Origin of the sequence: Chitinophaga sp., assembly GCF_039596135.1 — a bacterium.
Classification (GTDB): Bacteria; Bacteroidota; Bacteroidia; order Chitinophagales; family Chitinophagaceae; genus Chitinophaga.
In genome coordinates this window covers 49,863-73,229 of record NZ_JBCNKH010000003.1, presented here as the reverse complement: position 1 = coordinate 73,229, position 23,367 = coordinate 49,863, and the positions used below count along the sequence as shown (strand labels likewise).

The window sequence follows — 23,367 nt, the reverse complement described above, 5'->3', positions numbered from 1 at the left end:
GTCGATGGGATTCTCATTAAATTATTTGACAGGCCTTTACTAGGCTTTCTTTCCGTAGCGTTTGTTGAACTTGTCGATACGACCTGCTGTATCCACCAGCACGTTCTTTCCGGTATAGAAAGGATGTGAAGTATTGGAAATTTCAAGCTTGATCACTGGATATTCGTTACCATCTTCCCACTTGATAGTTTCTTTAGTAGGAGCGGTAGACTTGCTCAAGAAAGTATGTCCATTAGACATATCTTTGAATATTACAAACCTGTAACTTTCCGGATGGATTCCCTGTTTCATCAGAATTTTAGTTTTCTTTGTTTTTTACCAGATGCAACCGCGCATATTCATTCTTCTTACAGTTGATGAACGCCCATGCTAGGTTTCATACCAATATTTATAATACAGGCTGCAAAGGTAATTATTTATTTTAAATTTCCAGACTTTAAGACTGAATTTTTTTAATCTTTCATGTTCACATACTGGAGGGGTATGTTCAGATTGCCCGATCTGAGCAGCTGTATAACCTCCTGAAGATCATCTCTTTTTTTGCCGGTTACCCGAACGATGTCGTCCATGATGGCCGCCTGTACCTTGGTGCCGGAATCTTTAATCATTTTGACAATCTTCTTGGAATCTTCCTGTTTGATACCATTGCGTACTGTGATATCTTTCTTTACCACCTTACCGCTCTGGTAGTGCTCTTTGCTCAGGTCATAAATGTTCGCATCCAGCCCCTGCTTTATAGTACGGCTGATCAGCACGTCAATCACCTGGTCCAGCTTCATCTCACTCTCTACTTCAATAGCCAGGCTCAGGTCTTTTTTATTGAGCGCAATATTGACATGAGAGCCTTTGAAATCGTACCTGTTAGTGATTTCTTTATTTACCGTATTTATCGCATTGTCAAGTGTCTGTGTGTCCACTTTGCTAACAATATCAAAGGATGGCATAATGAGTTATTTTTTTGTGACAGAAGGCAAATATAAATATGAATTAGGAAATAGCGACCATGTAGCTTATAAAATGAAAAACCCCGGGACGTTTCCCGGGGTAATTCCCTTCCTAGGCAGGGAACAGTGTCACTTGATATTTACAAGCGACCAACAACTCTCTTTCTTTATCAGTCGATCTTCGTCACCTTGGAGGAGCCTGAAGAAGACTGGTTAATGGAAGGATTACCTTTGTAACGTACTTTGGCGCCACCGCTTACACTGATATCCAGTTTCTTTGCTGCATATACAGCCAGGTCGCCACTACCTGATACCCCTACTTCCACATCCTGTGATTGCAGCGCCAAAGCGTCTACACTCGCTGATCCGGAAATACCATATTCAACATCTGGGATACTACCTTTCAGTGTGATTTTGGTTGAACCAGATACACCAACTTCCAGCTTATCTGCATTCAGATCCAGATCTATGATCACACTACCACTGATCCCCAATTCTACTTTGTTACCTTTCAGCGTACCCTTGCTATAGAAGCCACCGGAGCCGCTGGCAGCGAGAGACTTCACTTCGGCCATCGTCACATTTACCGTGATTTTCTGGGAAGGCTTGATGTTGTATCCTTTCTTTACATGCAACTGCAATTCGCCGTCTTCTATATCTGTCACGATGTAAGGCAGTATATTATCGTCTGCTTCTATCTCAATGCTACTACCTGAACCAGGTGTGATGTATACATTGAAACTACCTGAGGCAGCAATGCTTTTAAATGGAGACGCAGACCTTGATTCTTTCTTAATGGTTCCGCTACCGGTTATATGCTCCTTCTGTGCAAATACGGTCACGCTGGTGAATAAGAGCATCAGGAATGCAATAGTTGTTGTTTTCATAATTGTGTTATTTAAAGGATGGATTTTAGTTCGTACCAAATGAAACATCACTGTATGTACCATTTATTGTCAGTGTAGGCGACTGATCATTGCCACCTGCGGAGATGGCGTTATAGGTGAGTTGTGATGCTTTCTTTACAGAGCTTTCACTCTTCATAGACAGACCGCCGTTGTGTACATCACCGTTGTGCAAACTGATCCTAAACTGTAAGCCAATGCGCGAAGGCATACCCATCAGTTTAATATCCGCGTAAGTGAGCGTGATCCTACCGCCTTTGAAACCATTCCCTATGCTCTTTACTTTCAGATCACCATACACCAGTTTTGCATTTACTTCTGCCTGTAGTTCTGCAATATTGAAATCAGAATAATTGCAGGTGATATTGACAGAGGCAGCTCTGGCTACTTTGTAATCATCGTAGTTAGACTTTGAATCCAGCACTCCGACAGTACCGAGTTCGTATTCGGAGTAGTTGGAGCGGGTATTGAGAGAGCCGATATTATCACATTTCAGATTGGAATAATTAGCGTGTACAATCAGTGCATCGGCCTTGCCAATGCGGCCTTTATCGCAATAGTTCATACTCAGCGTTAAAGATTTTTGCACTTCCCTGATATCGTAGGTACAATAATTTAAGCCAATAGTAGCCGGGAAACTCAGCACATCTGTCAACACATCTCCGAAGCTATTATCCAGCGCCAGTTTGCGCAGATCTTCAGGTACGTATACTTCGTAGTCGATGTTTACATAATCTTTGCTATCTCTCCTGGCGCCCCAGTTGAATAGTCTGCCCGTGGAACCCAGCGGGTGATAACTGGTTTGCAGCGAAATATTTCCATTGGCATTGCTCTCATCAATATCTACCATATTCGCTGAGTTCTGTGCCTCGTCGGGATTCTTTCCAAAACCGGTAATGGTGATGGTTGCTTTAACATGATTCTGCTTCCAGGTATGGATAATGATCTTGCCGTATTTATTAGATATGGACAATACTGAATTACTTCCATTCGCATAATCTTTCGAAATAACGCGCTTGAATTCACTGTCCCCTTTTTTACCAAATGCCATTATGGGCAATAACAGTAGTAATAGTATTTTACATTTCTCTTTCATAATTTGACTGCTTTTGCTTAACGGGCTGTTTGTCTCTCAACTCATCAAGTATTTTATCAAGAAGGTCCAGCTTCAGTTGATAGTAGCGGACCATGGCTGCTTTAATTCTTTCATTTCCCGGGTTCTGAACCAGTTCTGCTTCCAACACCTTGTAGGTATCGTTGCGTAGTTCCAGTTCTTTGCGGGCGGCGCTATCCAGGCCCAGTACGGCCGGTGGATAAGCCTTGATTTCAGACAGGCGCTTCTCTATCTGGGAAGTATAGTAAATACCGGCTTCCTGCAACTCTGGCGAAACGGCGGCTACCTGCTGCTGTTTCTTCATTTGCAGAAACTGGAAGATGACAATGGTATTCACCACCAGCACCAGTACTGCTGCTACTTTGAGCCAATTGCGCCCCAACATTTGCAACACCTTTCCTTTTTTCTGTGGCGCAAGTTCCTTCTCCAGTTTATCCCACAAAGCGGGTCTGGGTCCGGGCTGCTCAAAATCTGAACGGTGCTGCCTGATAAATTCTTCAAAACTCTGTTCTGGCATCAGCGTATTGCATTTTTTTGTTTAATGATCTGCCGCACTTTGTCTTTTGCACGCATGTACTGCGTCTTCACAGTAGATTCAGATATATCCAGCATGGTAGCAATCTCCTTGTGGGAGTACTCTTCAAAGATGTAAAGGTTCAGCACAGTACGGTAACCATGCGGCAATCCCTGTATGGCATCTTTGATAGCGGAAACTGTCCAGGTGAAGCTATCTTCGTCCATTTCTGCTTTGTCTTCTGCGACATCTATATTGTCCACTTCTTCAAAATACACTTTCTTTCTGCGCAGGTGGCTCAGGCAATGGTTGACCACGATCCTTTTGATCCAGGCCGTCACGCTACCCGTATTTTCCAGGCGGTCAATGTTCCGGAACACCTGTATAAAGGCCTCCTGCAGTGTATCTTCAGCATCAGCTGCGTTACCAGTCATACGTAAACAGATGTTATACATTGCTTCCGAATAAGCATTGTACAGCTCGCGGAACGCGCGAACCTCTCCCTTTTTGCACTGGGCTACCAGGTGATCTGTTATAATGGTCTGATTCAAGTTGTTGTTGGCTGATGCTTGCATAATAAAGACAATATTTTTAAAAAAGGTTGCACCGCTGATGGGAAATTTTTGGGGAATTATGAATTAAAAGCAGTCAAAATGTTAGCAATCAAACGATTATGATTTGAAAAAAAAGGACGCAACCATGGGGTTACGTCCTATCCATCCTTATATGTACCTAAAAAACAGGCCGATGTTAGTTCGTCTTCACACGGTTTTGTTCGTCTTCCAGGCCGGTCTGGTGGTTACGGGCAGCCTTGATATTCATATTACCGAAGCGGTAGGTGAATGCGAGGCGAACCTGCCTGGATTCCCATTTGGAATTCACTGACATAAAGCGACCGGCGTTGGTGAAGGTGCCGCGGAAGCGCTGATTATTAAATACGTCGTTTACATTCAGCTTCAGGCTACCTTTCTTATGCAGGATGGATTTGGATAATCCGCAGTCAAATGCATACATCGGTTTCATTTTCATGAGTCCTTCATCTGCAATCTGGGAAGACAAATAGAAGAAGGTAGCTTCTGCTGTGATGCCGTAAGGCAGTGTGAACGTGTGCTGGGTACGGCCCATAAAACCACCGGATTCCACACTCACCAGGTTATTGTCTACCATGGTTTCGTACTTAGCATACAGTGCCTGGAAGTAAGTGTAGCTGTTCCACCACTTCGTGATCGGGAATGGCACAGAGATACTGAAGGTGAAGTTGTCAGACTTTGCAATGTTCAGGTACCTGTAGCGAAGGATGGATGTATCGCCGGTTGCCGGATCTTTTTCTGACTCTGCCACCTGTGTCAGTTTATCTGATGCATGTGCATACGCCACTGAAGTAGTCAGGAACTGTTTGAACGTATGGGTTACTTCAAAGTTGTTGCTGTAAGACGGCTTCAGGTAAGGATTTCCTGCAATCTTGGTATACCTGTCCAGGTAGAATTCGAAGGGGTTCAGGTCTTCGTAATCCGGACGCTGTATACGACGGCTGTAGGAAATACCCAGCTGATGGTCTTTGGCCACGTTGTAGCTCATGAACAGGCTTGGGAACAGGTTGAAGTAGGTAGTATCTGTCACTTTAGAGATGGTTACAGAGTTCCCTTCGATATGTGACAGTTCACCACGCAAACCTGCCTGCAGCGTGAGTTTCTTGAACTGTTTGGAAAAATTGACATAACCTGCATTCACATTTTCCTTGTAGATAAAATGGTTGGAACGGTTATAGTCATACACCCAGTTGTTGTAGCGTAAAGAGTCAAATCGTGCATCGTTATCAGATTTTACAAAGCTGAGCTTCACCCCTGCTTCCAGTTTTGCCTGGTGTTTCAGAGGATTGACATAATCAGCCTTGAAAGTTTTGATTTCGATTGTAGATGGCTGCATATTACGGGTAGTATCGCCGTGTGTAAAGTTTTTACCGCTGGCATCAAATGTGTTTGAATAGGTATTTAAACGTTTGCTATCGTGGTTGTGCGCATAGTCCAGGTCAATGCTCAGTTCCTTGCCGGTAGTATCCAGTATACCTTTATAGTTCAGGTTATAGGCCATCCTGTTCCAATCGCCAGGGTTCTTTGAATCGGTGCGCAGTGTAGAGTCAATAATACCATTTTTACCAATGTAGGTCACGGAATGGGAAGGCATGGTATAATCTCTCAGCGCCCCGTCTATCATGACACCGATGGTATGGTTCTTATTGATGAAATAATCGAATCCCAGTTTGGCGCCATTGTACTTTGAAGTCTGGTTATGGGTGTTGTGGTTATTGAACTCATTCACACTGCCTTCAGCAGGATAGCTGCGATACAGGTCCAGCGACTGGTTGTTCCGGCGGTAGTTATAGTTGTAAGAACCGAATACGTTGTACTTAGCGTTGCGGTGGTTCAGGTTCAGGCTACCATTATATTTAGGCGTTTCGCCATAGCCTCCACCAAGCGTAATGCTACCATTGGTACCTACGGTATTGTTCTTTTTCAGTTTGATGTTGATGATCCCGGCGTTGCCCGCTGCATCGTATTTGGCGGAAGGATTGGTGATCAGTTCTATTTGCTCAATATTGCTACTGGGCATACTTTTCAGCAGCGCGGCAACGTCCTGGGAACTCATGTTGGTGAGCTTTCCATCAATCATGATAACAACGCCGTTTTTTCCTTTCAAGCTGATGTTATCATCTTTATCTATAGTGATACCTGGTGATTTTTCCAATACCTCCATGGCATTGGCGCCGGCTCCTACTACACTGTTTTCAACGTTTACAACCATTTTGTCTACGCGCTGTTCTACGAATGGCTTTTTACCAGTCACGTTTACGGCTTTCAGGTTGCGGGTATCAGTGCTTAAGGTGAGGGCGTTCACTTTAACAGGTGAATTTTTTACTTCGAATGGCTGGCTATATGCTTTGGTCATACCTACATAAGCGGCAGCAACGAGATACTTACCATCTTTTACAGGTTCGATTTCATATTTACCATTTATATCTGCGATCGCTCCTTTTACCAGGGAGGAATCGGATGCTTTTAACAAGGTAACGATGGCAAACTCGACCGGCTTATTACCGGTCAAAACTACCTGGCCGGAGACTTTCCCCGAGCCTGGGGTTTGAGCCTGAGAAGCGATGCCCAGGGTCATAATTGAGAAAAGTAAAGCTATTGTCTTCATATAAGGCGGATTAAGGATTTCTAAGTTTCTGTTTTTTAATTAGTTAATTATTTAGAACTTTTACTTCTATAGTTCCTTTGTTTATCAACTACAGTGTAAAGGTAGGTAGTTTGCATTGCATAGTACATAGTTTTACATAAACGGTAACCAGATAGGGATGATTGGTAAAATTTGTTAAGGGCTATTTAACAGAAGACGAGGAAGGTGGGAAAAGGTTGCAAAAAAAATCGCTTCTACTCAGTGTAGAAGCGATTTATAATAAGGAAAGTATGAATTTTACCATTTGATGCTTTCCAGTACATCGGGTAGTTCGGTCTGTACTTTTTCGAAGAAAACTCGTTCTTCTTTGCGGATGTGGTCTTCGAGGCTACGCGCCAGCAGGTCCAGCGCGTCTATCATATCTTTCTCTTCGGTAACGGTGAGGGCACTGTACATGCGGGAGATAGCAGAATGTTCCTGGTATAGTTCTGCCAGGAGGTTGTCTATCTCAGCATTTTTGCCCTGGCACAATTCAAAGAGGTATTGTTCTTTTTGAATGTGTGGTACCATTACTTCCTGGAATACTTTTACGATATAAGCCAGTTTTGCATTAGTTTCAAGTGGAAAGCCTTCATAAGGAGCAGCATCTTTTTTAAGATAGCGGCATACAAATAATAAGCGCTGGTGCTCCTGCGAGAGAGGCACTAAGGTAGAATGACGTTGCATGTTCAGGATATGGTTTTAGCCGATGTATAAAGTTTACGGCAATACCAGATCAGCACAGCTCCGCCTATTACCATGAGTGTAGAAATAATTTCAGCCTGGGTAGGGTGAAATCCGAAAATATCATATTTAGTGTTCACTCTAATCTTTTCAATAAAGAACCTTTCAATACCATTCAGGATCAGGTAAATACCGAAGACCATACCTGGCACCTTTATTTTTTTGCGGATACTCCATAATAATGCAAATAACAGCAGGCAGGCGATGATTTCATACAGCGCGGTCGGATATACAGAGATGGGCAGCACACTGCAATATTTGCCTGTACAACCTGGCATCAGTACGCCTTCATTAATTACATTGTGCGGATAACCGTAAGCAAAGAACCAGTCAGGCAGGAAACTGAGGCCCTGAGGTTTAGCAAAGGCTGCATGTGGAATATGTTCCAGACCACCATACTGGCGGGCGAAAAATTGCTCATTGGCTTTAAGTACTTCCTGGAACCTGGAAGGATCTACCTGTGCTACCTGGCCGGTAGCATCTGTGATGTAAGCACTGTTGTAAATACCCCAGTCACCATCGCCGGAAAAGTGACAACCCATACGGCCTACGCCATAGGCCAGCATCAGACCTGGCGCAGCACTGTCAATCAGGTGATATACATTGATCTGTTTTTTGCGGGCGTAGCGGATGATTACAAAACTCGCTACGATCAGACCACCATAGAAGGTGAGCCCACTAAAAGATAATAGGGAACCAATCGGATCCTGTACGAAGTCGCCCCAGTTTTCCAGGTTGTGAAACACTTTCGCACCGATCAGCCCAGCGATTGCCGCCATCACTGTAAAATCAGGTACACGCTGGTGCGGGTATACCAGTTCAGTTACGGTGACTTCTTTCTCAGCTTTTTGTTTCTGACCACTTCTGTATTTAAAGTACGCTACAACAGCACCAACGATGATACCACCGATGAAGCTACCTCTCGCAGATAAGACGAATGATTGGAAGTCCTGGGATATATTTTCCCAGTCGGACACGATTCCTATTATTTTAAAACCAAGAATAAAACCAACTACACCATTAATAATGATGTCAGTGGTGCTTACAGGTTTGCCCTTTGTAATTTTTTCAGGAATACCTTTCAATAACCCAAGGCGTTCTCTCCTTTTCAACTCACTGGTTAGGGTATAGGCGGCTGCAAGGAATGCAATTGCTACAAAGAAACCGAAGGTCTGAAACAGTTTTAAAAAAGGTAGCTCTAAACCCAACAGATCCTTGAATGCGTAATATAAATTAGGATACATAGCCAAAAAAAATTGGTGATCTGAGTTTTCCTATGAACAAAGCCGAATTAGTCAGGAAGGAAAATCAAACCACCAAAGTAAGCTGTAAAAATCGCAAATTCCAAATCATATTTACGTTTAATGTGAAATGCCTGACACAAAAATCAAATATATTTAGCGCCAGGCATTCTACATCTTACGTAAGCTGATCTTAACAATATTGTTCGAAAGCGTCTACCAGGTTCGCTGCAATCATCTGTGCAGGGCGACCTTCGATCATGTGACGCTCGATGAAATGCACCAACTGTCCATCTTTAAACAGTGCGATAGCAGGTGAAGACGGAGGATAAGGCAGCAGGTGAGTACGGATCTGCTGAATAGCAGCGGTATCAAAGCCTGCAAAACTTGTAGTCAGTCTGTCTGGTTTCTTTTCGCTATGCGCAACAGCCAATAATACACCAGGACGTGCACTACCAGCGGAACAACCACATACGGAGTTGATCATCACCAGTGTAGTACCAGCACCTTTTAATGTTTCATCAACCTGTTCAGGTGTCAGCAATTCTTCAAAACCGTTATCTGTTAACTCTGCCTTCATCGGCATTACTAATGCTGCTGGATACATATGAATATAATTTTATTGTTCGTCAAATTTTTACAAAGTTAAACAATCAGCGGATAAATAGAAAAACTTGAATGAATATGACGTTTTGACTGTTCAATCCAATCATTTAAGACAATTTGTCTTATTAATTTATTGATTTCCTAGCAAAATAGCAGTTTTTATGCCATGGTATTCCATTTGCATATGCCTAATCGTTCAAATTTTTAAAACAAAAAATTAAAACTCATAAAACCATGACATACGTAAAATTTAATCAGCATCCTGCAGCAAAAGCATTTGGCGGTTTAGTAGAAGAGATTTTTAATAACAACGGATTTAAGCAGGCCCTGAAAGACGACTTTTTAACCAACGACTTTTTTGGCGCACATCCCCCTGTAAATATTTACGAAGGTAAAGATGGTTATACCATCGAACTCCTGGTACCAGGTTGGGCAAAAGAAGAAATTAAGATCAACGTTGAAAACAAGGCCCTGACCATCAGTGCCGAGAAAGCAGAAAAAACTGCTGAAAACAAGGACGAAGCTCCAAAACAAACCCGTAAGGAATTTGGTATCCGTTCTTCTTTCAAACGTTCCTTCAACATCAACGAACAGGTTGATGCAGAAAAGATCCAGGCCAAATATGAGAACGGTATTCTCAAACTGGTTCTGCCTAAGAAAGAAACTATACAAGCCGCTGCCAAAGCGATTGTTGTGGAATAAGGATTAAACGTAATAGCTATAAATCCCCTCTGTATTTACAGGGGGGATTTTTTTATAATTCACACAAACGTTTAAGAGTTATCCTGTTTTTATGGGATAATTTGCCATACAACCATATGGCCTATGCCTCAACTATTTAAAAGTATACAATCCCTGGCTGGAAAAATATACGTCACTACAGAAAATGCAGTGATAGGCAACGCTTTACAGGTTACTACCAACACGAGATTACAATGCCGGCTCAAGCTGATTTTTGATTATCTCTTTTTCCATATACTCCTGCTGATCCCCAAATTACTTGTATCACTTTATTATCAGAATAGCACGGACCTGTTACTCTTGTCAGGATATATTATAATATTACCTGCCGCAATGCTCCTTTTGAAAAACGGCACATCACCCAAAATGGTTAGTTTCCTGGTAGCCCTCGCTACATTGATGCTGCCTATGGCTTCGTCCTTCTTCAATAACCAGGATGTATCGCCTAAGTATACCATGACCTGGTTACTCAGCCTGCTCTTTTGTTATATTACCATCAACAGGAGAACGACTCTCTTTTTAGGCGCTGTATTGTGTGCTTACCTGGGTGTGGTATCATGGATCAAAGTGCATCACCTGGCATTTCCGGTTTCGGCTGGATATGTACCTGAGCAGTTGTCTCCATTTATGGCCATCTATGCCGGAATGTACATTTTATTCCTGATGCGGGTATTTGGCAAGCACTACCGTAATATATTTATGCTGGAGCATGAGCAGACCCTGCAAAAACAGAAACAGCATTCTTCTTTACTCAACCAACACCTGACCAAACAATTTATCATCCTGAAAGGACTGAGCCGGTCGGGTAAGTCGAAATACCTGGATGGAAATAAGGAATTGCTGGAAGCCTGCCTGGTGGAGATTGAAAAACAGTGCGAAAGTGCCATTGACTACCTGGACAATGGGAAGTTGCCAGAAAGCTGAGTAGGGTGCCTACACGTCTGTGTGAGCGTTACGAAATGAATACAGGTTTGGTTTTAACAGGATTCAGCCAAAATGAACCAATAAACAGGTTAAAAAATTACAACTTTCGGGTATTTTTCTATGACTTAGTCCAGACTATCTTTGTTTCATCATAGAACAGGAATCCTATTCTCCTGATACACCACAACGTTTATTTGTCTTATTCTTCCCTATACGAACGTACCTTATATCCCTACTTGTCTTATTTTCCTTTATGCTTTCGATGATAAACCTATGCCATGAAATAGGCTTCTCTGTATTGCTGGGGGAGCCTTTTTTTATTTGCAGGAACCTGATAAAAAAAAATAACCCCGCGAGAAATCGCGGGGTGTTTCAGTGGATTACTAACCCATTTTTTTAATAACCCAAAATCTTTAGCATACTCTGGGCAGATTGTTCCTTGGCATAGAGCCAGTCTTTCAGCTGCCCATTTTTATCATATCCAATGATCACGTGCTTAGGTGACGGGATAAGGCAGTGTTTGATACCACCATATCCACTCAGTTGATCCTGGTAAGCGCCCGTATGGAAGAACCCGATATACAATGGCTCTCCATTAGTCACTTTCGGCAAAAACACTGCATTGATATGTTCTTCAGATGTATAGAAGTCATACCCGTCGCAGGTCAGCCCTCCCAGGTGCACTTCCTGGTATTCCTGGTCCCATTTATTAATAGGTAGCATGAGGAACTTCTCCCCGATGCCCCAGGTGTCAGGCAGTGTGGTAATAAAAGAACTGTCGATCATGTACCAGATCTCACGGTCGTTCTGCATCTTCTCGCCTACTACGCTGTAGATAACAGCACCACTCTCACCCACTGTGAACGAACCGAACTCGGTATAGATATCCGGCACCGGTACCTTGTTCTTTTTACAAACACTCTTAATGGTCGCTACGATCTCATTTACCATGTAATTGTAGTCATAGTCAAAACCCAGGGAGTGCTTGATAGGAAAACCACCTCCTATATTAATGCTATCCAGTTCAGGACAGATCTTCTTGAGCTGGCAGTACAGTTGCAATACCCTATTGAACTGGCTCCAGTAATAAATATCGTCCTTGATACCTTTGTTCATAAAGAAGTGCAGCATTTTCAGCTCGAACTTCTCATTGCCTTTCAACTTGTCTACATAAAACTCCAGCACATCGCGGGAACGGATTCCCAGGCGGGAGGTATAAAAGTCAAAGGTAGGTTCTTCTTCAGCTGCAATACGCAATCCCAATTTAACCCTGTCCTTTGTCCGGATGAATTTCTGATAATCCTCCAGTTCTTCCTTGTTATCCAGTACCGGAATTACATTTTTAAATCCGGTGTTGACCAGTTTGGAAATGGCCCTTGTGTAAGCTTTGGTTTTGTAACCATTACAGATCACGAAGGTTTCTTTGTTGATCTTTTTCCTTTCATACAACTTGGTTATAATATCAATATCGTATGCAAAGGATGTCTCAATGTGTATCCCATGTTTCAAGGTCTCTTCCATAATAAAGGAAAAGTGAGAACTCTTGGTACAGTAGCAATAGTAGTAATTTCCATCGTACCTGTTCTTCTTGATTGCATCCTGGAACATCTTCTTGGCCTTGTTGATCTGCATGCCAATTTTGGGCAGATAAGTCAGTTTGAAAGGTGTTCCATATTTATCAATCAAAGCCTTGATATTCACCCCATTAAATTCCAGGTAGCTATCCTGTACGTCAAACCCTTCCTGGGGGAACTCGAAGGTTTGGTTAACGAGATCTGTGTAGGTGCTGTTCATTTAAACCTGCGATACATTGTTTAAGGATTAGTAAAAAGCATATCACAACCCTCGCTGGAAAACTCCTGGTTTACACACCTACGTCAGTTCTTAAAAACCCAGCAAAATTGGTTGCAAAGCTAAATATTTTGTCCAATTGGCCGGACAAAAAGTTTCTTTTTTTTTTAAATGGTTAGATATTATGCTAAATCTGTCGCTTTCAATATGTTAAACTCTATTATATATGTAGATTTTCCCTTATTTAAATAACGTCAGGCTGCGTTTTCCCTCACAAAAAATAAGGTCCAGAATGCTAAGATTTGGCAGGAAGCCTACCCTTTCCTGGAATACCTGGGTGTATTCCGGCAGGTCGGTTTTGGTACTTTCCCTACCCGGTACCATGATATCGCGGGCATCTGTCAGCATCAGGTCGGTATATTGCTTACTATATTCAGTAGTATATGTGATAGGGGAGGATAACCCGATGACCTTGTTAGCCCATTCGAAGCATGCCTGGTTCCAGTCCATCAGGTAATCAAAAGGGCGTTCGTACAGTTGACCCAGTTCCTCTTCATAATATTCAAACCAGGGTGAACGACGGTAGGCGGAGACCAACGTCTTCCAGTGCTGTGCCTGCCATTTTTCTTCATTGCTGATTCTCACATCTTTCATCACTGTTCGTTGGTTCTTGCCGCGGGCCAGGGGAACACTCAATAGTATGCTTCCATTCGGACCGGCTATATAGCAACGGTTCCTGAAACTAAGCTTTTGATAGTGTTCATATTTCTCAATCAACAATATGTCATGCTCAATTAAAGTCTTATAGAAGAAAAGATTCGGAAAGTATTGAGATTCAATCAATAAAGTTTTTCGAGTTGCATCAGCTGCCATGTTGTCAAATTTTGTTGTTTTAGACCAGAATAGCCCTCATTTAAGAAATGGAGTTTACTTATGAATAAGTATCTAACAATTATTTGTAAGTGATTGTTAAACAGTTCATAGCACTCTCAAAAATATGCTAGTGGATTTAGCATTTTCACACTTAAAGTAAAAATTCAGGTAGCTGCAAATTTACTAAATAGTTTAGTAGGTTTTTCATTCATTTCAAGGGGTTTCTGCTTCAAGTAAAATCTGAAGAGGGAGAGTTATTTAGAGAACGTTAAATCGAATGCCGAGGGGAAGAAAATGCATTAACTTTGACGAAATCCATTTTAGACATCATGAAGTATTTACGTCTATCGATATGCGTTTTCCTGATCTGGGGCATGGCAAGCTCTTGTGAAAAGTTCAAAGACCTCGAGTTTGTGAGAGTAGCCGGCCTCAATCTTGACAACCTCGGTTTTCAAAAGAGTATTGTACGGATGACTTTGGCATACTATAATCCAAACGGTTTTAACCTGAAACTGAAAGACGCCAATTTTGACCTCTTCTTTGACGATACCCAGGTCGGCCATTCCATCCAGGACACTATGATTATGATTCCTGCAAGAGACACATTTTACTTTCCCGTAAAGCTGGAAGTGAATATGGAAAATGTATTTAAGAATGCACTTGGCGCACTCATGAATAAAGAAGTGACTATCAAGGCTTCGGGAAATTGTAAAGTGGGTAAAGGGGGCGTTTTTCTGCCTTTTCCGATAAAATGCGAGACAAAACAGCCACTGAACTTCTTTTAAGTTCTTACAGCAAAGAAAATAAAAAAAGCCACATTCACGGTGGCTTTTTTTGTATCTACTTACTAACGCTTAATTTTTCTTCTTGTCCGGGTTACCGCCATCTTCTGGTTTTTTGCAGCAGGTAGGCAGTTTTTTGTAAGATTCTTCGTTAGCTGTCACATTATCCGCATCGTAACCCGCGTTTGCAATAGCAGTCTTCACGTTTTCGATATTGGTACGGTCACTGTAGAATTTTACTGTGGTGAGTCCTTTCTTAAAATCCACTTTGGAAGATTGTACACCTTCTTCGCCGGAGAGGTATCTTTCGATACGGTTTTTGCACTGTTCGCAGCGTACAGTTGGCGTTGCGATTTTCGCAGTTACCAGTGTACCTTTCTTAGTCTGGGCCATGGCAGTCATTCCAAAGCAACCCAGCATTAATACCATTACTAATCTAACAATACGCATGTTTTACGTTTTATAGTTCTAATATAGCAAAAACTTTGCTTATTTACCGGTCCATTGGTCCGGAGCACTTCTCCAGGCTTCCAGCAGGGCCAGATCATCGCCGGATACCACGCCTTTTTCAACGGCCAGTTCAATCAGCGCACCGTAGTTGCTCAGGGAGTAAAAAGGTACTCCGGCAGCTTCAAATGCCTTCACAGCTACGTCAAAACCATAGTTAAAGATGGAAACCATACCGATTACCTCCCCTCCTGCTGCACGGATGGCATTTACAGCTTCCAGGCTGCTTTTGCCGGTCGAGATCAGGTCTTCTACTACTACCACAGGCTGGCCTGGCTGCAGTACTCCTTCGATGAGGTTACCCATCCCATGTTCCTTTGCCTTGGCTCTTACATAAATGAAAGGCAGCTTCAGCTGGTCAGCTACCAGGGCGCCCAGGGGAATACCACCGGTGGCTACTCCTGCCAGCACCGCGGCTTCAGGAAATGTTTCAAATACCACGTTGCACAGCTCCGACTTTACGTAGTCGCGCACGTAAGGGTAAGAGAGGATTTTACGGTTGTCGCAATAAATGGGTGATTTCCAACCGGATGCCCAGGTAAAAGGGGCTGCCGGGCTTAACTTTACGGCTTGTATCTGGAGCAGTTTTTCTGCTACCTGTTTTTCGCTGATCTTACTCATAATTCGCAAAATTGCGGAATTAAGTGCAACGGCGTAAAACTTTTTGTCAACTTTTTCGACATTTCCTGTTAATAAATCAACATCCAATGTTTATTTAGTTACATTTAATGCAACTTTTTCTACAAAGGCCGTCAGAATTATCCCCCTTACTTAATTACCCCCGTTTCCTTATTTTTGCCCCATGCAAAAGGATACTGTAATTTACCTCAACGAACGTCCGCTGTTCATCCTTGCCACACATCAGGCCATACCAGCCGAATATAAGGAAGCAGCCCTGTTCACGGAACCCGACACAAAGACGATAGAAGAAATCCTCCAGTCCCTGGAAACAGGAAAATCCCCTGCCGCCATTTTCATACATCCGGACCCGCATGAACTGCTGGAAACGGTCAAAAGCTACTTCACCGTACTCGTAGCCGGCGGTGGCCTCATCACCAACCCGGAAGAAGAAGTACTCATGATGTTCAGAAATGACAAATGGGACCTGCCAAAAGGTAAACTGGACGATGGGGAAAGTCTCGAAACCTGTGCTTTAAGAGAAGTAAGGGAAGAAACCGGCCTTCACAATGTGCGCATCGAACACAAGATCATGGAGACCTTTCACTACTACACCTACAAGGAAAAGAAAATATTGAAACACACCTACTGGTATAAAATGAAGTTTACCGGTACGGAACTGACCATTCCCCAGATTGAAGAGGGCATTGTCGATATTCAATGGATCAAACCGGAGCACCTGGGCAGGTACCTGAAGTTCTCCTACCTGAATATAAAGGCGGTGTTTAAGATGGATGGTTATGCTGTATAAAGATAAAAAGACGGGGTGACCCGTCTTTTTATCTTTTATCGCGTATCGCTACTGTAAGGCGACTTATGCAAACCAGTTTATTGTGCTCATCACAAATCCTGATATCCCACACATGCGTGGTCGACCCCAGGTGCAAAGGCTTTGCAACTGCATGTACATACCCTTCTTTAATACCACGAATATGGTTGGCATTGATGTCCAACCCGACACAGACCTGTTTTTCAGGATCTATTATCAGTGCAGAAGCCACACTGCCCACCGTTTCGGCCAGGGCTGCTGAAGCTCCCCCGTGCAATAAACCGTATGGCTGACGGGTACGTTCATTCACCGGCATCATCATACGCAGATAGTCAGGCCCGATTTCCGTAAACTCCATTCCAAGAAAAGCTGCCATCGTGTTCTCCCCATTCTCATTCAACTGGTCCAGAGATATATCCAAAGAACGCCAGATCGGTTTCATTGCTGTTCTGATTAATAGTTAATGATTAATATGTTTTAACACCTGCTCAGGCAACAGGGGTGTTGCATCGCCCCCATACTTCAGCACGTCCCGCACCAGGGAGGAGGCGATCGTAGAGTATTTAGGTGTACAACTCAAAAATACGGTCTCCAGCTTATTGTCCATCATCCTGTTTACATCTGCAATGGCCTTTTCATATTCAAAATCCACTACCCCACGGATCCCTCTCAATATGAAACGGGCGCCGATCTCCTCGCAGAACTTAGCTGTCAGCCCGGCGTAGGTGAGCACTTTCACCTTAGGGGTGTGGCCATAAATGTCCCTGATCCACTGCATACGTTGTTCAAGGCTGAACATAGGTGTTTTGCTGGAATTGGTGCCGATACCGATCACAATCCCGTCGAACAGGTCCAGGGCACGATCTATTATATCAGTATGCCCCAATGTAATAGGATCAAAAGTGCCTGGAAATAAAGCAATGCGTTGCATGTTGTAATTATTTCTTCAGTTCCGGCCGGTTGATGAAGATGGAGAAAATGGTGGTACCATAGTTCCTTTCATCCCGGTAATATGGATATGATTTGTAGTTATTGCGGGGAGTATGTTCCAGCACGAACCAGCCTTCCGGTTCCAGCAGTTCCCTTTCAAAAATCAGGATAGGCAGCTGGTCGATGGTAGTGAGCGCATATGGAGGACCTGCAAAGATGAAGTTATACTTTTCTGTACACTGCTGCAGGTATTTGAACACGTCCATTTTAAACAGCTTCAGGGGTACATTCAGTTCCTTTGCTGTTCTTTTGATAAACTCTGCCATCTCATTGTCCTTCTCCACGATTGTCAGGTCTTCTACGCCACGGGAGTTCAGCTCATAACTGATGCTACCAGTGCCACCGAAGATGTCCAGTGTCTTCAGCGAAGGCAGGTCCAGGTTATTTTCAATGATATTGAACAGGCCACCTTTTGCAATGTCCGTGGTGGGCCTGGTATGAGGCATGTTTGCGGGTGGCTGAAATCGTAATCCCCCCTTCTCTCCTCCAATTATACGCATAATGCCAGGGAATAAAGATTGTTGAAGTAATAGCCGGGAATTTCTTCCATTTTACTGATGTACCAGAAACCTGTAAGACGGGGTACCCATTCCAGTTTGGGAACAAAGCGGTGCAGTTCCTCATATATCTGAGAATCCGGGGTCACAGGCCCTCCTACTTTCACTTTTACCTGCGATTCGTCCAATCCTGCCTGGCGAATGGTATTGATCAGGTGATATACCACATCCAGCCCGGTTTGGGAATTCATTTCCTGTTGTAATAACAGTTTGCCGAAGCGGTAAACGGTCAGTGTAAATTTATGTTGCTGGATATCCAGGTAGATGATGCCGTTCAGCTCCAGGTAGTCATTATCAAAACGGTAGCCTTTCAGCAGGCCGGTGTTCACATGCGCAAACTTATCAGTAGAAAACTCTTTGCGCAGGAATCCGAACAGGTCTTTATCTACGGAATAGACATTGACCATTTGCTGATCGGGGATGGTATCTGCCATCACCAGTTCCTGTGCCTGTTCAGGGTAGATCAGGTGCAGGTAGTCTTTTTTAATGGCAGGGTCAAAATGCACTTCGGGCACCAGGGTGCTGTTGCCCCCGTCAAATGCCAGCAGTACGTCACTGAAATTGGTAAAAAGCAGCTTATCTGTATCAAACACCTGTTCTATTACCTCGATATCCGCTATCGTGGCTTTCTGGGGCGTGAAGCGGTACGACTTCAGGGCCAGGAACTTCCTGGCAGCCGGATTGTATACCACATAGTTAAAGGAGCCCTTCCCCACCAATACCAGCAACTGGCAGGTGGTGAGGTCTGTTTCAAGCAGCGATGCATCATCCGCGGCAAAAGCAGGATGTATGTTATACGTCACAGACATTATTAATACATTAGATATGGCACAATAATAACCAAAAATAGCGACTTTTAACCCTATGTAGTAAACGAGCTACTGCAACGCGTCGAGCATTTTCCTGCATTCCACTTTCACATTAGCATCGTCCGGGTATACATTTCGCAGGCCCACGGCTTTCTTCAGCACTTCAATGCATTTGTCCTGTTCGTCATTATCCTTATAGGCTTTGGCCAGTTCAAAGTAATTTAAAACAATGGAGGGGTCCAGCTGACGACACTTTTCATAGTTATTAATGGCTTCCTGCAGGCTCCCTTCGGGCAAACCGCCGAAGAGCAGCTTTGCCGCTGTTTTTTCCAGGGTGCTCAGGTTGACCATTTCATAGTTCCACCTTCCCAGTACATGGTAGGCTTTAGCATGATTGGGATTGAACTTAATGGCAAGATCGGCATAGCGCTTTACCTCTCTGGCCGCCGTTACTTTCTCTTTGGCGCCTGCTATCAATGCCTGACGGCCCATGGCCATTGCCATTACATAATTGGCATCCGCATTTTCCGGTGCCAGTCTTACCGCCTGCTCGGCGTAGGCTTTGGCATCGTTATAATCCTTTAATCGCTCATCTTTGTCGGTCGTGCGGTACCCTTCGCGGCTACAGATCTCGCTGGCTGCAATAAGAGCGGTAAGATTATCGGGTTGGATTTTCAGCACATCTTTGTAAAGGCTTAGTGCTGGTGCCTCTTTCATTTGCTTTTCCAGTGATTTGGCCTGTTCGATCATTTCATCGGCCGTTTGTCCATACGCAATTCCCTGAGTGAGTAATACAAAAGCAAGTACCAGTGCTTTATTCAACATAGGAAGGAGTTTTTCATATATTAAAATAACTAAATTTAATGAAATTCAGGTAGATTTAATAAGTCTTTTCCAGGGAGACAACAGAATTACGTACAGAAGCGCCCATTGGAGGGTTCATTTTGCGCAGGGAAATAACGGTTTTCTGCACTTCCGGGTATTTATGTTTGATCGCATCAGTAATAGCGTACACCACCTGCTCCAGCAGGGGCTGGGGAATTTCCATAATGGGCTTGATTACATTCAGTAAGCCCTGATAATTAACGGTTTCTGAAATCTTGTCGATTGGAGAGGTACCGGGTATCGTTACATACACGTCAATAATAAAGTCATTCCCAATGATCTTCTCCTCAGGGTAAAGACCATGGAAAGCATGAAAATGTACTTGTTCGAGTCCGATTGTCAGCATGGGAAAAAATAAAAAAACCAACCGGACTTCCATCCGGCTGGTTTGATCAATAATAATATAATTACGCCTGGTGTTCTTTAGCAGATAAATATCTTTCAGCATCCAGGGCGGCCATACAGCCACTACCTGCAGCTGTTACTGCCTGGCGGTAAATTTTATCCTGTACGTCTCCGCAGGCGAATACGCCTTCCACGTTAGTTCTGGAAGAACCTGGAGTCGTTTTGATATAGCCTTGTTCATCCAGCTCCAGGTAATCTTTGAAGATGTCGGAGTTAGGCTGGTGACCGATGGCAACGAAGAAAGCGCTGACAGGGATTGTCTGCTCTTCGTTTTTGGCGGTATTGAGCAGTTTTACTGCTTCCACCTTGTTATCGCCCAGTACTTCCTGGGTTTCAGAGTTCCAGTATACCATGATATTGGAAGTTTTGAGTACGCGGTCCTGCATGATTTTGGAAGCCCTCATTTCGTGACGGCGAACGATCATGTGTACGTTTGAGCACATTTTGGACAGGTACAGGGCTTCTTCAGCGGCGGTATCACCGGCACCTACGATCGCTACTTCTTTTCCACGGAAGAAGAATCCATCGCATACGGCGCAGGCAGAAACACCGCTACCATTCAGGCGTTGCTCAGAAGGGAGGCCCAGCCATTTGGCGGAAGCACCGGTTGCGATGATCACTGCATCGGCGGTAATTACTTTAGATTCGTCGATGGTAATTTTATAAGGCTGACTGCTGAAGTCTACGGAAGTGGCGAGGCCATAACGGATATCAGCACCCATGCGGGTTGCTTGTTTTTCAAAGTCCACCATCATTTCAGGTCCCTGAATACCTTCAGGATAACCTGGATAGTTTTCTACTTCTGTTGTTATTGTCAATTGACCACCAGGTTGAATACCCTGGTAAAGCACTGGCTTCAGGTTTGCGCGGGCCGAATAAATGGCAGCGGTGTAACCCGCCGGGCCGGAACCTATGATCAATAAATGCACATGTTCTTGCTGTTGATTAGTTTCCATACTTGCTATGTAAATTAATAAAGTGTGGCTCGAAATTCATTTGACTTGCAAAAGTACACTTCCTTGTATAATAAAAAACACCGGCTATAAAAATTACAGCCGGTGCAGTTATAGACATAATAGATTTATAATATTGATGACAGAGGTCCTCTGTGCACACTTTACTATTATCCCAGATAAGATTTGAGTGCTCCGCTGTAGCGGGCCTTTTGCAGCCTCTTGATGGCGCGTTCTTTAATTTGACGAATCCTTTCTTTTGTAAGGTCGTATTTCTGACCGATTTGTTCGATCGTTGCTCCATTTTCTCCATCCAGACCAAAGTACGCATTCACAATTTCGGCTTCGCGTGGGCTGAGTGATTTCAGTACACGACGGATCTCTTCACGAAGTGAATCGCGCATTACATCATCATCAGTAATATCGCCACCTTCCAGCAGGTCACCCATAGCTACATCCTCTGCCTCGTGAACTGGTGCATCGAGTGACATGTGACGGGTATTGCTTTGGAAGATATTGTTGATTTCTGACTCAGACATTTCCAGGATCTCTGCTAATTCCTCTGTTGACGGCTCTCTCTCGTTCTCCTGCTCGAATGCCATGTAAGCTTTGTTCGCTTTATTGTAAGTGCCGATCTTATTTTGCGGCAGGCGTACAAGACGTCCTTGTTCTGCTAAAGCCTGCAGGATGGATTGACGAATCCACCACACAGCATAGGAGATGAATTTAAAACCTTTCGTTTCATCGAACCTTTGCGCAGCTTTGATCAACCCTAAATTGCCCTCATTAATGAGATCGCTCAGGCTTAAGCCCTGGTGCTGATATTGCTTTGCAACTGATACAACGAAACGCAGGTTTCCTGTGGTTAAACGTTCAAGAGCCTTTTGGTCGCCCATTTTGATACGTTGCGCCAATACAGTCTCTTCCTCAGGTGTTAACAAAGGGATCTTTGAAATTTCCTGCAGGTATTTTTCTACCGCCTGCGAATCACGGTTCGTGATCTGGGTGGCAATTTTAAGTTGCCTCATATTGAAAGTGTATTAGTTTATAAATTAGATAACAAGAGAAGATTTATTTTGTTGAAATTAGTAAAATATATATCTTACGAAATATTCCACCTCTCTATACTATCGTTATAACAAATTAGCCTGCAAAGATCGTGCTAATACCCCACACTACCAAATTCTTCTTTGCTTCACTGTTCTTAATAACAAAGTACTTTATATAAACGAAATTTAATAGCCCTTTAGTAGATATTTTTAATGGTTTATATAAATTTTAACGTTTGAAAAAGAATCTCATTCAAATTAATAACTTCACTAATTTATTCTTCAATAGATTGCAAATTCTTCAATAATGATAATTGACTTCAGGAGTGACACTTTTACCCGCCCAACGCCCGCCATGCTTGATGCTATGTACACTGCAGCCACCGGAGATGATGTATACGGAGAGGACCCTTCAGTGAATAAATTAGAAGACATGATGGCAGCCTACTTTGGAAAAGAAGCAGCCATGTTCTGCCCAAGTGGTACCATGAGTAACCAGATCGCAATCAAGGTACATACCCAGCCAGGAGATGAGGTGATTCACAGCAACTTAGCGCACATTTACATCTACGAAGGCGGCGGCATCGCTGCCACTTCAGGCGCCCAGAGCCGTGCCCTGGAAGGTGACAGAGGCATGATTACTGCCACCGACGTATTGGCAGCTATCAACCCGGATGATGTACACAAAGCCGCTACCAGCCTCGTTTGTCTCGAAAATACAATGAACCGGGGTGGCGGATGCTGCTATGACATGGAGGAGATTGTCAGGATCAAAGAAGTTTGTCTTCAAAATGACCTGAAACTCCACCTGGACGGTGCCCGGCTCTTCAATGCCATCATTGCCACCGGGGAAAACCCTGCCATCTATGGAGAACTTTTTGACAGTCTGTCAGTATGCCTGAACAAAGGGATGGGTTGTCCCATGGGATCTGTTTTATTAGGTAGCGCCGAATTTATCCGGAAAGCCCGCCGGGTTCGCAAAAGAATAGGGGGTGGTATGCGTCAGGCCGGTTTTATGGCGGCTACAGGTATTTATGCCATGGAGCACCATATTGACAGGTTAGCCCAGGACCACCTGCATGCTAAAGACATTGCCCAGGCACTGCTCAAGAAATCTTTCGTAGGCCACATGCTGCCAGTGGAAACCAACATTATCAGTTTTGACCTGAGAGGTGGTGAATGGACACCCCGTTATTTTTGCGATTACATGAAAAATGAAGGAATTCTGCTCAATCCTGTATCTGATACCGCCGTCCGGATGGTCACTCACCTTGACATTACCCCCGTTATGGTGGCAAAAACCTGCGCTGTAATAGCCGAAATGGAATAATCTCTTATTTTTGCACACTCTTATATAATCAGATATATCG

Annotated in this window: 27 protein-coding genes; 5 read left to right on the top strand and 22 right to left on the bottom strand. The window is 43.6% G+C overall.

Going from position 1 to position 23,367, the window contains the following annotated elements; all coding sequences use genetic code 11:
• Positions 1-39: 39 nt before the first annotated feature.
• From ABDW16_RS03710 to ABDW16_RS03665, 10 genes are all read right to left on the bottom strand, one after another.
• Complete coding sequence (locus tag ABDW16_RS03710) at positions 40-291, bottom strand: type B 50S ribosomal protein L31 (protein ID WP_083723668.1); 252 nt, start codon at positions 289-291, stop codon at positions 40-42.
• A gap of 161 nt (positions 292-452) precedes the next feature.
• Positions 453-944 (bottom strand): YajQ family cyclic di-GMP-binding protein, encoded by a 492-nt coding sequence (locus ABDW16_RS03705; RefSeq protein ID WP_343667789.1) that lies wholly within the window; start codon positions 942-944, stop codon positions 453-455.
• Between the two features lie 170 nt (positions 945-1,114).
• Positions 1,115-1,831: a head GIN domain-containing protein gene (locus ABDW16_RS03700; protein ID WP_343667787.1), complete on the bottom strand. Its 717-nt coding sequence runs from the start codon at positions 1,829-1,831 to the stop codon at positions 1,115-1,117.
• 25 nt (positions 1,832-1,856) lie between these two features.
• Positions 1,857-2,945: a hypothetical protein gene (locus tag ABDW16_RS03695; protein WP_343667785.1), complete on the bottom strand. Its 1,089-nt coding sequence runs from the start codon at positions 2,943-2,945 to the stop codon at positions 1,857-1,859.
• A complete protein-coding gene (locus ABDW16_RS03690) occupies positions 2,929-3,480 on the bottom strand; it encodes a hypothetical protein (RefSeq protein WP_343667784.1) in 552 nt (183 codons plus the stop codon). Before ABDW16_RS03690 ends, ABDW16_RS03695 begins: the two co-directional genes overlap by 17 nt.
• Positions 3,480-4,052: an RNA polymerase sigma factor gene (locus tag ABDW16_RS03685; RefSeq protein ID WP_343667782.1), complete on the bottom strand. Its 573-nt coding sequence runs from the start codon at positions 4,050-4,052 to the stop codon at positions 3,480-3,482. The genes ABDW16_RS03690 and ABDW16_RS03685 overlap by 1 nt, the downstream gene beginning before the upstream one ends.
• 175 nt (positions 4,053-4,227) lie before the next feature.
• Entirely contained in the window at positions 4,228-6,675 is a 2,448-nt protein-coding gene (locus ABDW16_RS03680; protein WP_343667781.1) for a TonB-dependent receptor, read from the bottom strand.
• Positions 6,676-6,951: 276 nt separating this feature from the next.
• Positions 6,952-7,380: a hemerythrin domain-containing protein gene (locus tag ABDW16_RS03675; protein ID WP_343667780.1), complete on the bottom strand. Its 429-nt coding sequence runs from the start codon at positions 7,378-7,380 to the stop codon at positions 6,952-6,954.
• A gap of 2 nt (positions 7,381-7,382) precedes the next feature.
• Positions 7,383-8,681 (bottom strand): prolipoprotein diacylglyceryl transferase family protein, encoded by a 1,299-nt coding sequence (locus ABDW16_RS03670; protein WP_343667779.1) that lies wholly within the window; start codon positions 8,679-8,681, stop codon positions 7,383-7,385.
• 190 nt (positions 8,682-8,871) lie between these two features.
• Complete coding sequence (locus ABDW16_RS03665; RefSeq protein WP_343667778.1) at positions 8,872-9,285, bottom strand: BrxA/BrxB family bacilliredoxin; 414 nt, start codon at positions 9,283-9,285, stop codon at positions 8,872-8,874.
• A gap of 233 nt (positions 9,286-9,518) precedes the next feature.
• Between ABDW16_RS03665 and ABDW16_RS03660 the strand changes: the two genes are divergently transcribed.
• Together ABDW16_RS03660 and ABDW16_RS03655 are read left to right on the top strand one after the other, a co-directional pair.
• Positions 9,519-9,986: an Hsp20/alpha crystallin family protein gene (locus ABDW16_RS03660; RefSeq protein ID WP_343667777.1), complete on the top strand. Its 468-nt coding sequence runs from the start codon at positions 9,519-9,521 to the stop codon at positions 9,984-9,986.
• A gap of 123 nt (positions 9,987-10,109) precedes the next feature.
• On the top strand, positions 10,110-10,949 hold the full coding sequence (locus tag ABDW16_RS03655; RefSeq protein WP_343667776.1) for a hypothetical protein: 840 nt from the start codon (positions 10,110-10,112) through the stop codon (positions 10,947-10,949).
• A 396-nt stretch (positions 10,950-11,345) separates the two neighbouring features.
• On the opposite strand, the gene ABDW16_RS03650 is transcribed toward ABDW16_RS03655, so the two are convergent.
• On the bottom strand, positions 11,346-12,743 hold the full coding sequence (locus ABDW16_RS03650) for an arginine decarboxylase (protein WP_343667775.1): 1,398 nt from the start codon (positions 12,741-12,743) through the stop codon (positions 11,346-11,348).
• 237 nt (positions 12,744-12,980) lie between these two features.
• Positions 12,981-13,613 carry a WbqC family protein gene (locus ABDW16_RS03645; protein WP_343667774.1) on the bottom strand — a complete coding sequence of 211 codons (633 nt, stop codon included), beginning with the start codon at positions 13,611-13,613 and terminating at the stop codon, positions 12,981-12,983.
• Between the two features lie 329 nt (positions 13,614-13,942).
• Between ABDW16_RS03645 and ABDW16_RS03640 the strand changes: the two genes are divergently transcribed.
• Complete coding sequence (locus ABDW16_RS03640) at positions 13,943-14,398, top strand: LEA type 2 family protein (protein WP_343667773.1); 456 nt, start codon at positions 13,943-13,945, stop codon at positions 14,396-14,398.
• A gap of 69 nt (positions 14,399-14,467) precedes the next feature.
• On the opposite strand, the gene ABDW16_RS03635 is transcribed toward ABDW16_RS03640, so the two are convergent.
• Both ABDW16_RS03635 and pyrE read right to left on the bottom strand, forming a co-directional pair.
• Entirely contained in the window at positions 14,468-14,845 is a 378-nt protein-coding gene (locus tag ABDW16_RS03635) for a cation transporter (RefSeq protein ID WP_183288121.1), read from the bottom strand.
• Between the two features lie 39 nt (positions 14,846-14,884).
• Entirely contained in the window at positions 14,885-15,523 is a 639-nt protein-coding gene (gene pyrE / locus ABDW16_RS03630; RefSeq protein WP_343667770.1) for an orotate phosphoribosyltransferase, read from the bottom strand.
• A 181-nt stretch (positions 15,524-15,704) separates the two neighbouring features.
• Between pyrE and ABDW16_RS03625 the strand changes: the two genes are divergently transcribed.
• On the top strand, positions 15,705-16,331 hold the full coding sequence (locus ABDW16_RS03625; protein WP_343667769.1) for an NUDIX domain-containing protein: 627 nt from the start codon (positions 15,705-15,707) through the stop codon (positions 16,329-16,331).
• A 28-nt stretch (positions 16,332-16,359) separates the two neighbouring features.
• Here ABDW16_RS03625 and ABDW16_RS03620 read toward each other — a convergent pair whose 3' ends face one another.
• The 8 genes from ABDW16_RS03620 to ABDW16_RS03585 all read right to left on the bottom strand — a co-directional run bounded on the left by ABDW16_RS03620 (position 16,360) and on the right by ABDW16_RS03585 (position 21,976).
• Entirely contained in the window at positions 16,360-16,791 is a 432-nt protein-coding gene (locus ABDW16_RS03620) for a hotdog fold thioesterase (RefSeq protein ID WP_343667768.1), read from the bottom strand.
• An 18-nt stretch (positions 16,792-16,809) separates the two neighbouring features.
• Positions 16,810-17,280 (bottom strand): pantetheine-phosphate adenylyltransferase, encoded by a 471-nt coding sequence (gene coaD, locus ABDW16_RS03615; protein ID WP_343667766.1) that lies wholly within the window; start codon positions 17,278-17,280, stop codon positions 16,810-16,812.
• Between the two features lie 7 nt (positions 17,281-17,287).
• A complete protein-coding gene (locus ABDW16_RS03610; protein ID WP_343667764.1) occupies positions 17,288-17,839 on the bottom strand; it encodes an RsmD family RNA methyltransferase in 552 nt (183 codons plus the stop codon).
• Positions 17,830-18,705, bottom strand: coding sequence for a DUF3822 family protein (locus ABDW16_RS03605; RefSeq protein ID WP_343667763.1), 876 nt, complete (start codon positions 18,703-18,705; stop codon positions 17,830-17,832). The genes ABDW16_RS03610 and ABDW16_RS03605 overlap by 10 nt, the downstream gene beginning before the upstream one ends.
• A gap of 69 nt (positions 18,706-18,774) precedes the next feature.
• On the bottom strand, positions 18,775-19,530 hold the full coding sequence (locus tag ABDW16_RS03600) for a hypothetical protein (RefSeq protein ID WP_343667762.1): 756 nt from the start codon (positions 19,528-19,530) through the stop codon (positions 18,775-18,777).
• A gap of 55 nt (positions 19,531-19,585) precedes the next feature.
• Entirely contained in the window at positions 19,586-19,936 is a 351-nt protein-coding gene (locus tag ABDW16_RS03595) for a dihydroneopterin aldolase (RefSeq protein ID WP_343667760.1), read from the bottom strand.
• A gap of 61 nt (positions 19,937-19,997) precedes the next feature.
• Entirely contained in the window at positions 19,998-20,951 is a 954-nt protein-coding gene (gene trxB / locus ABDW16_RS03590) for a thioredoxin-disulfide reductase (RefSeq protein WP_343667759.1), read from the bottom strand.
• A 167-nt stretch (positions 20,952-21,118) separates the two neighbouring features.
• Positions 21,119-21,976, bottom strand: coding sequence for an RNA polymerase sigma factor RpoD/SigA (locus ABDW16_RS03585; RefSeq protein ID WP_012793808.1), 858 nt, complete (start codon positions 21,974-21,976; stop codon positions 21,119-21,121).
• A 328-nt stretch (positions 21,977-22,304) separates the two neighbouring features.
• On the opposite strand from ABDW16_RS03585, the gene ABDW16_RS03580 reads away from it, so the two are divergent.
• Positions 22,305-23,327, top strand: coding sequence for a GntG family PLP-dependent aldolase (locus ABDW16_RS03580; protein ID WP_343667747.1), 1,023 nt, complete (start codon positions 22,305-22,307; stop codon positions 23,325-23,327).
• Positions 23,328-23,367: the final 40 nt, after the last annotated feature.

Bases quoted from the DNA above. Each gene is read 5' to 3' on its own strand.
- ABDW16_RS03605 (WP_343667763.1), bottom strand. From the start codon at position 18,705: ATGTCTGTGACGTATAACATACATCCTGCTTTTGCCGCGGATGATGCA.
- pyrE (WP_343667770.1), bottom strand. From the start codon at position 15,523: ATGAGTAAGATCAGCGAAAAACAGGTAGCAGAAAAACTGCTCCAGATA.
- ABDW16_RS03700 (WP_343667787.1), bottom strand. From the start codon at position 1,831: ATGAAAACAACAACTATTGCATTCCTGATGCTCTTATTCACCAGCGTG.
- ABDW16_RS03695 (WP_343667785.1), bottom strand. From the start codon at position 2,945: ATGAAAGAGAAATGTAAAATACTATTACTACTGTTATTGCCCATAATG.
- ABDW16_RS03645 (WP_343667774.1), bottom strand. From the start codon at position 13,613: ATGGCAGCTGATGCAACTCGAAAAACTTTATTGATTGAATCTCAATAC.
- ABDW16_RS03640 (WP_343667773.1), top strand. From the start codon at position 13,943: ATGAAGTATTTACGTCTATCGATATGCGTTTTCCTGATCTGGGGCATG.
- ABDW16_RS03690 (WP_343667784.1), bottom strand. From the start codon at position 3,480: ATGCCAGAACAGAGTTTTGAAGAATTTATCAGGCAGCACCGTTCAGAT.
- ABDW16_RS03620 (WP_343667768.1), bottom strand. From the start codon at position 16,791: ATGAAACCGATCTGGCGTTCTTTGGATATATCTCTGGACCAGTTGAAT.
- coaD (WP_343667766.1), bottom strand. From the start codon at position 17,280: ATGCAACGCATTGCTTTATTTCCAGGCACTTTTGATCCTATTACATTG.
- ABDW16_RS03680 (WP_343667781.1), bottom strand. From the start codon at position 6,675: ATGAAGACAATAGCTTTACTTTTCTCAATTATGACCCTGGGCATCGCT.
- ABDW16_RS03660 (WP_343667777.1), top strand. From the start codon at position 9,519: ATGACATACGTAAAATTTAATCAGCATCCTGCAGCAAAAGCATTTGGC.
- ABDW16_RS03665 (WP_343667778.1), bottom strand. From the start codon at position 9,285: ATGTATCCAGCAGCATTAGTAATGCCGATGAAGGCAGAGTTAACAGAT.
- ABDW16_RS03705 (WP_343667789.1), bottom strand. From the start codon at position 944: ATGCCATCCTTTGATATTGTTAGCAAAGTGGACACACAGACACTTGAC.
- ABDW16_RS03675 (WP_343667780.1), bottom strand. From the start codon at position 7,380: ATGCAACGTCATTCTACCTTAGTGCCTCTCTCGCAGGAGCACCAGCGC.
- ABDW16_RS03710 (WP_083723668.1), bottom strand. From the start codon at position 291: ATGAAACAGGGAATCCATCCGGAAAGTTACAGGTTTGTAATATTCAAA.
- ABDW16_RS03655 (WP_343667776.1), top strand. From the start codon at position 10,110: ATGCCTCAACTATTTAAAAGTATACAATCCCTGGCTGGAAAAATATAC.
- ABDW16_RS03600 (WP_343667762.1), bottom strand. From the start codon at position 19,530: ATGTTGAATAAAGCACTGGTACTTGCTTTTGTATTACTCACTCAGGGA.
- ABDW16_RS03650 (WP_343667775.1), bottom strand. From the start codon at position 12,743: ATGAACAGCACCTACACAGATCTCGTTAACCAAACCTTCGAGTTCCCC.
- ABDW16_RS03635 (WP_183288121.1), bottom strand. From the start codon at position 14,845: ATGCGTATTGTTAGATTAGTAATGGTATTAATGCTGGGTTGCTTTGGA.
- ABDW16_RS03580 (WP_343667747.1), top strand. From the start codon at position 22,305: ATGATAATTGACTTCAGGAGTGACACTTTTACCCGCCCAACGCCCGCC.
- ABDW16_RS03585 (WP_012793808.1), bottom strand. From the start codon at position 21,976: ATGAGGCAACTTAAAATTGCCACCCAGATCACGAACCGTGATTCGCAG.
- ABDW16_RS03595 (WP_343667760.1), bottom strand. From the start codon at position 19,936: ATGCTGACAATCGGACTCGAACAAGTACATTTTCATGCTTTCCATGGT.
- ABDW16_RS03685 (WP_343667782.1), bottom strand. From the start codon at position 4,052: ATGCAAGCATCAGCCAACAACAACTTGAATCAGACCATTATAACAGAT.
- ABDW16_RS03610 (WP_343667764.1), bottom strand. From the start codon at position 17,839: ATGCGTATAATTGGAGGAGAGAAGGGGGGATTACGATTTCAGCCACCC.
- trxB (WP_343667759.1), bottom strand. From the start codon at position 20,951: ATGGAAACTAATCAACAGCAAGAACATGTGCATTTATTGATCATAGGT.
- ABDW16_RS03670 (WP_343667779.1), bottom strand. From the start codon at position 8,681: ATGTATCCTAATTTATATTACGCATTCAAGGATCTGTTGGGTTTAGAG.
- ABDW16_RS03625 (WP_343667769.1), top strand. From the start codon at position 15,705: ATGCAAAAGGATACTGTAATTTACCTCAACGAACGTCCGCTGTTCATC.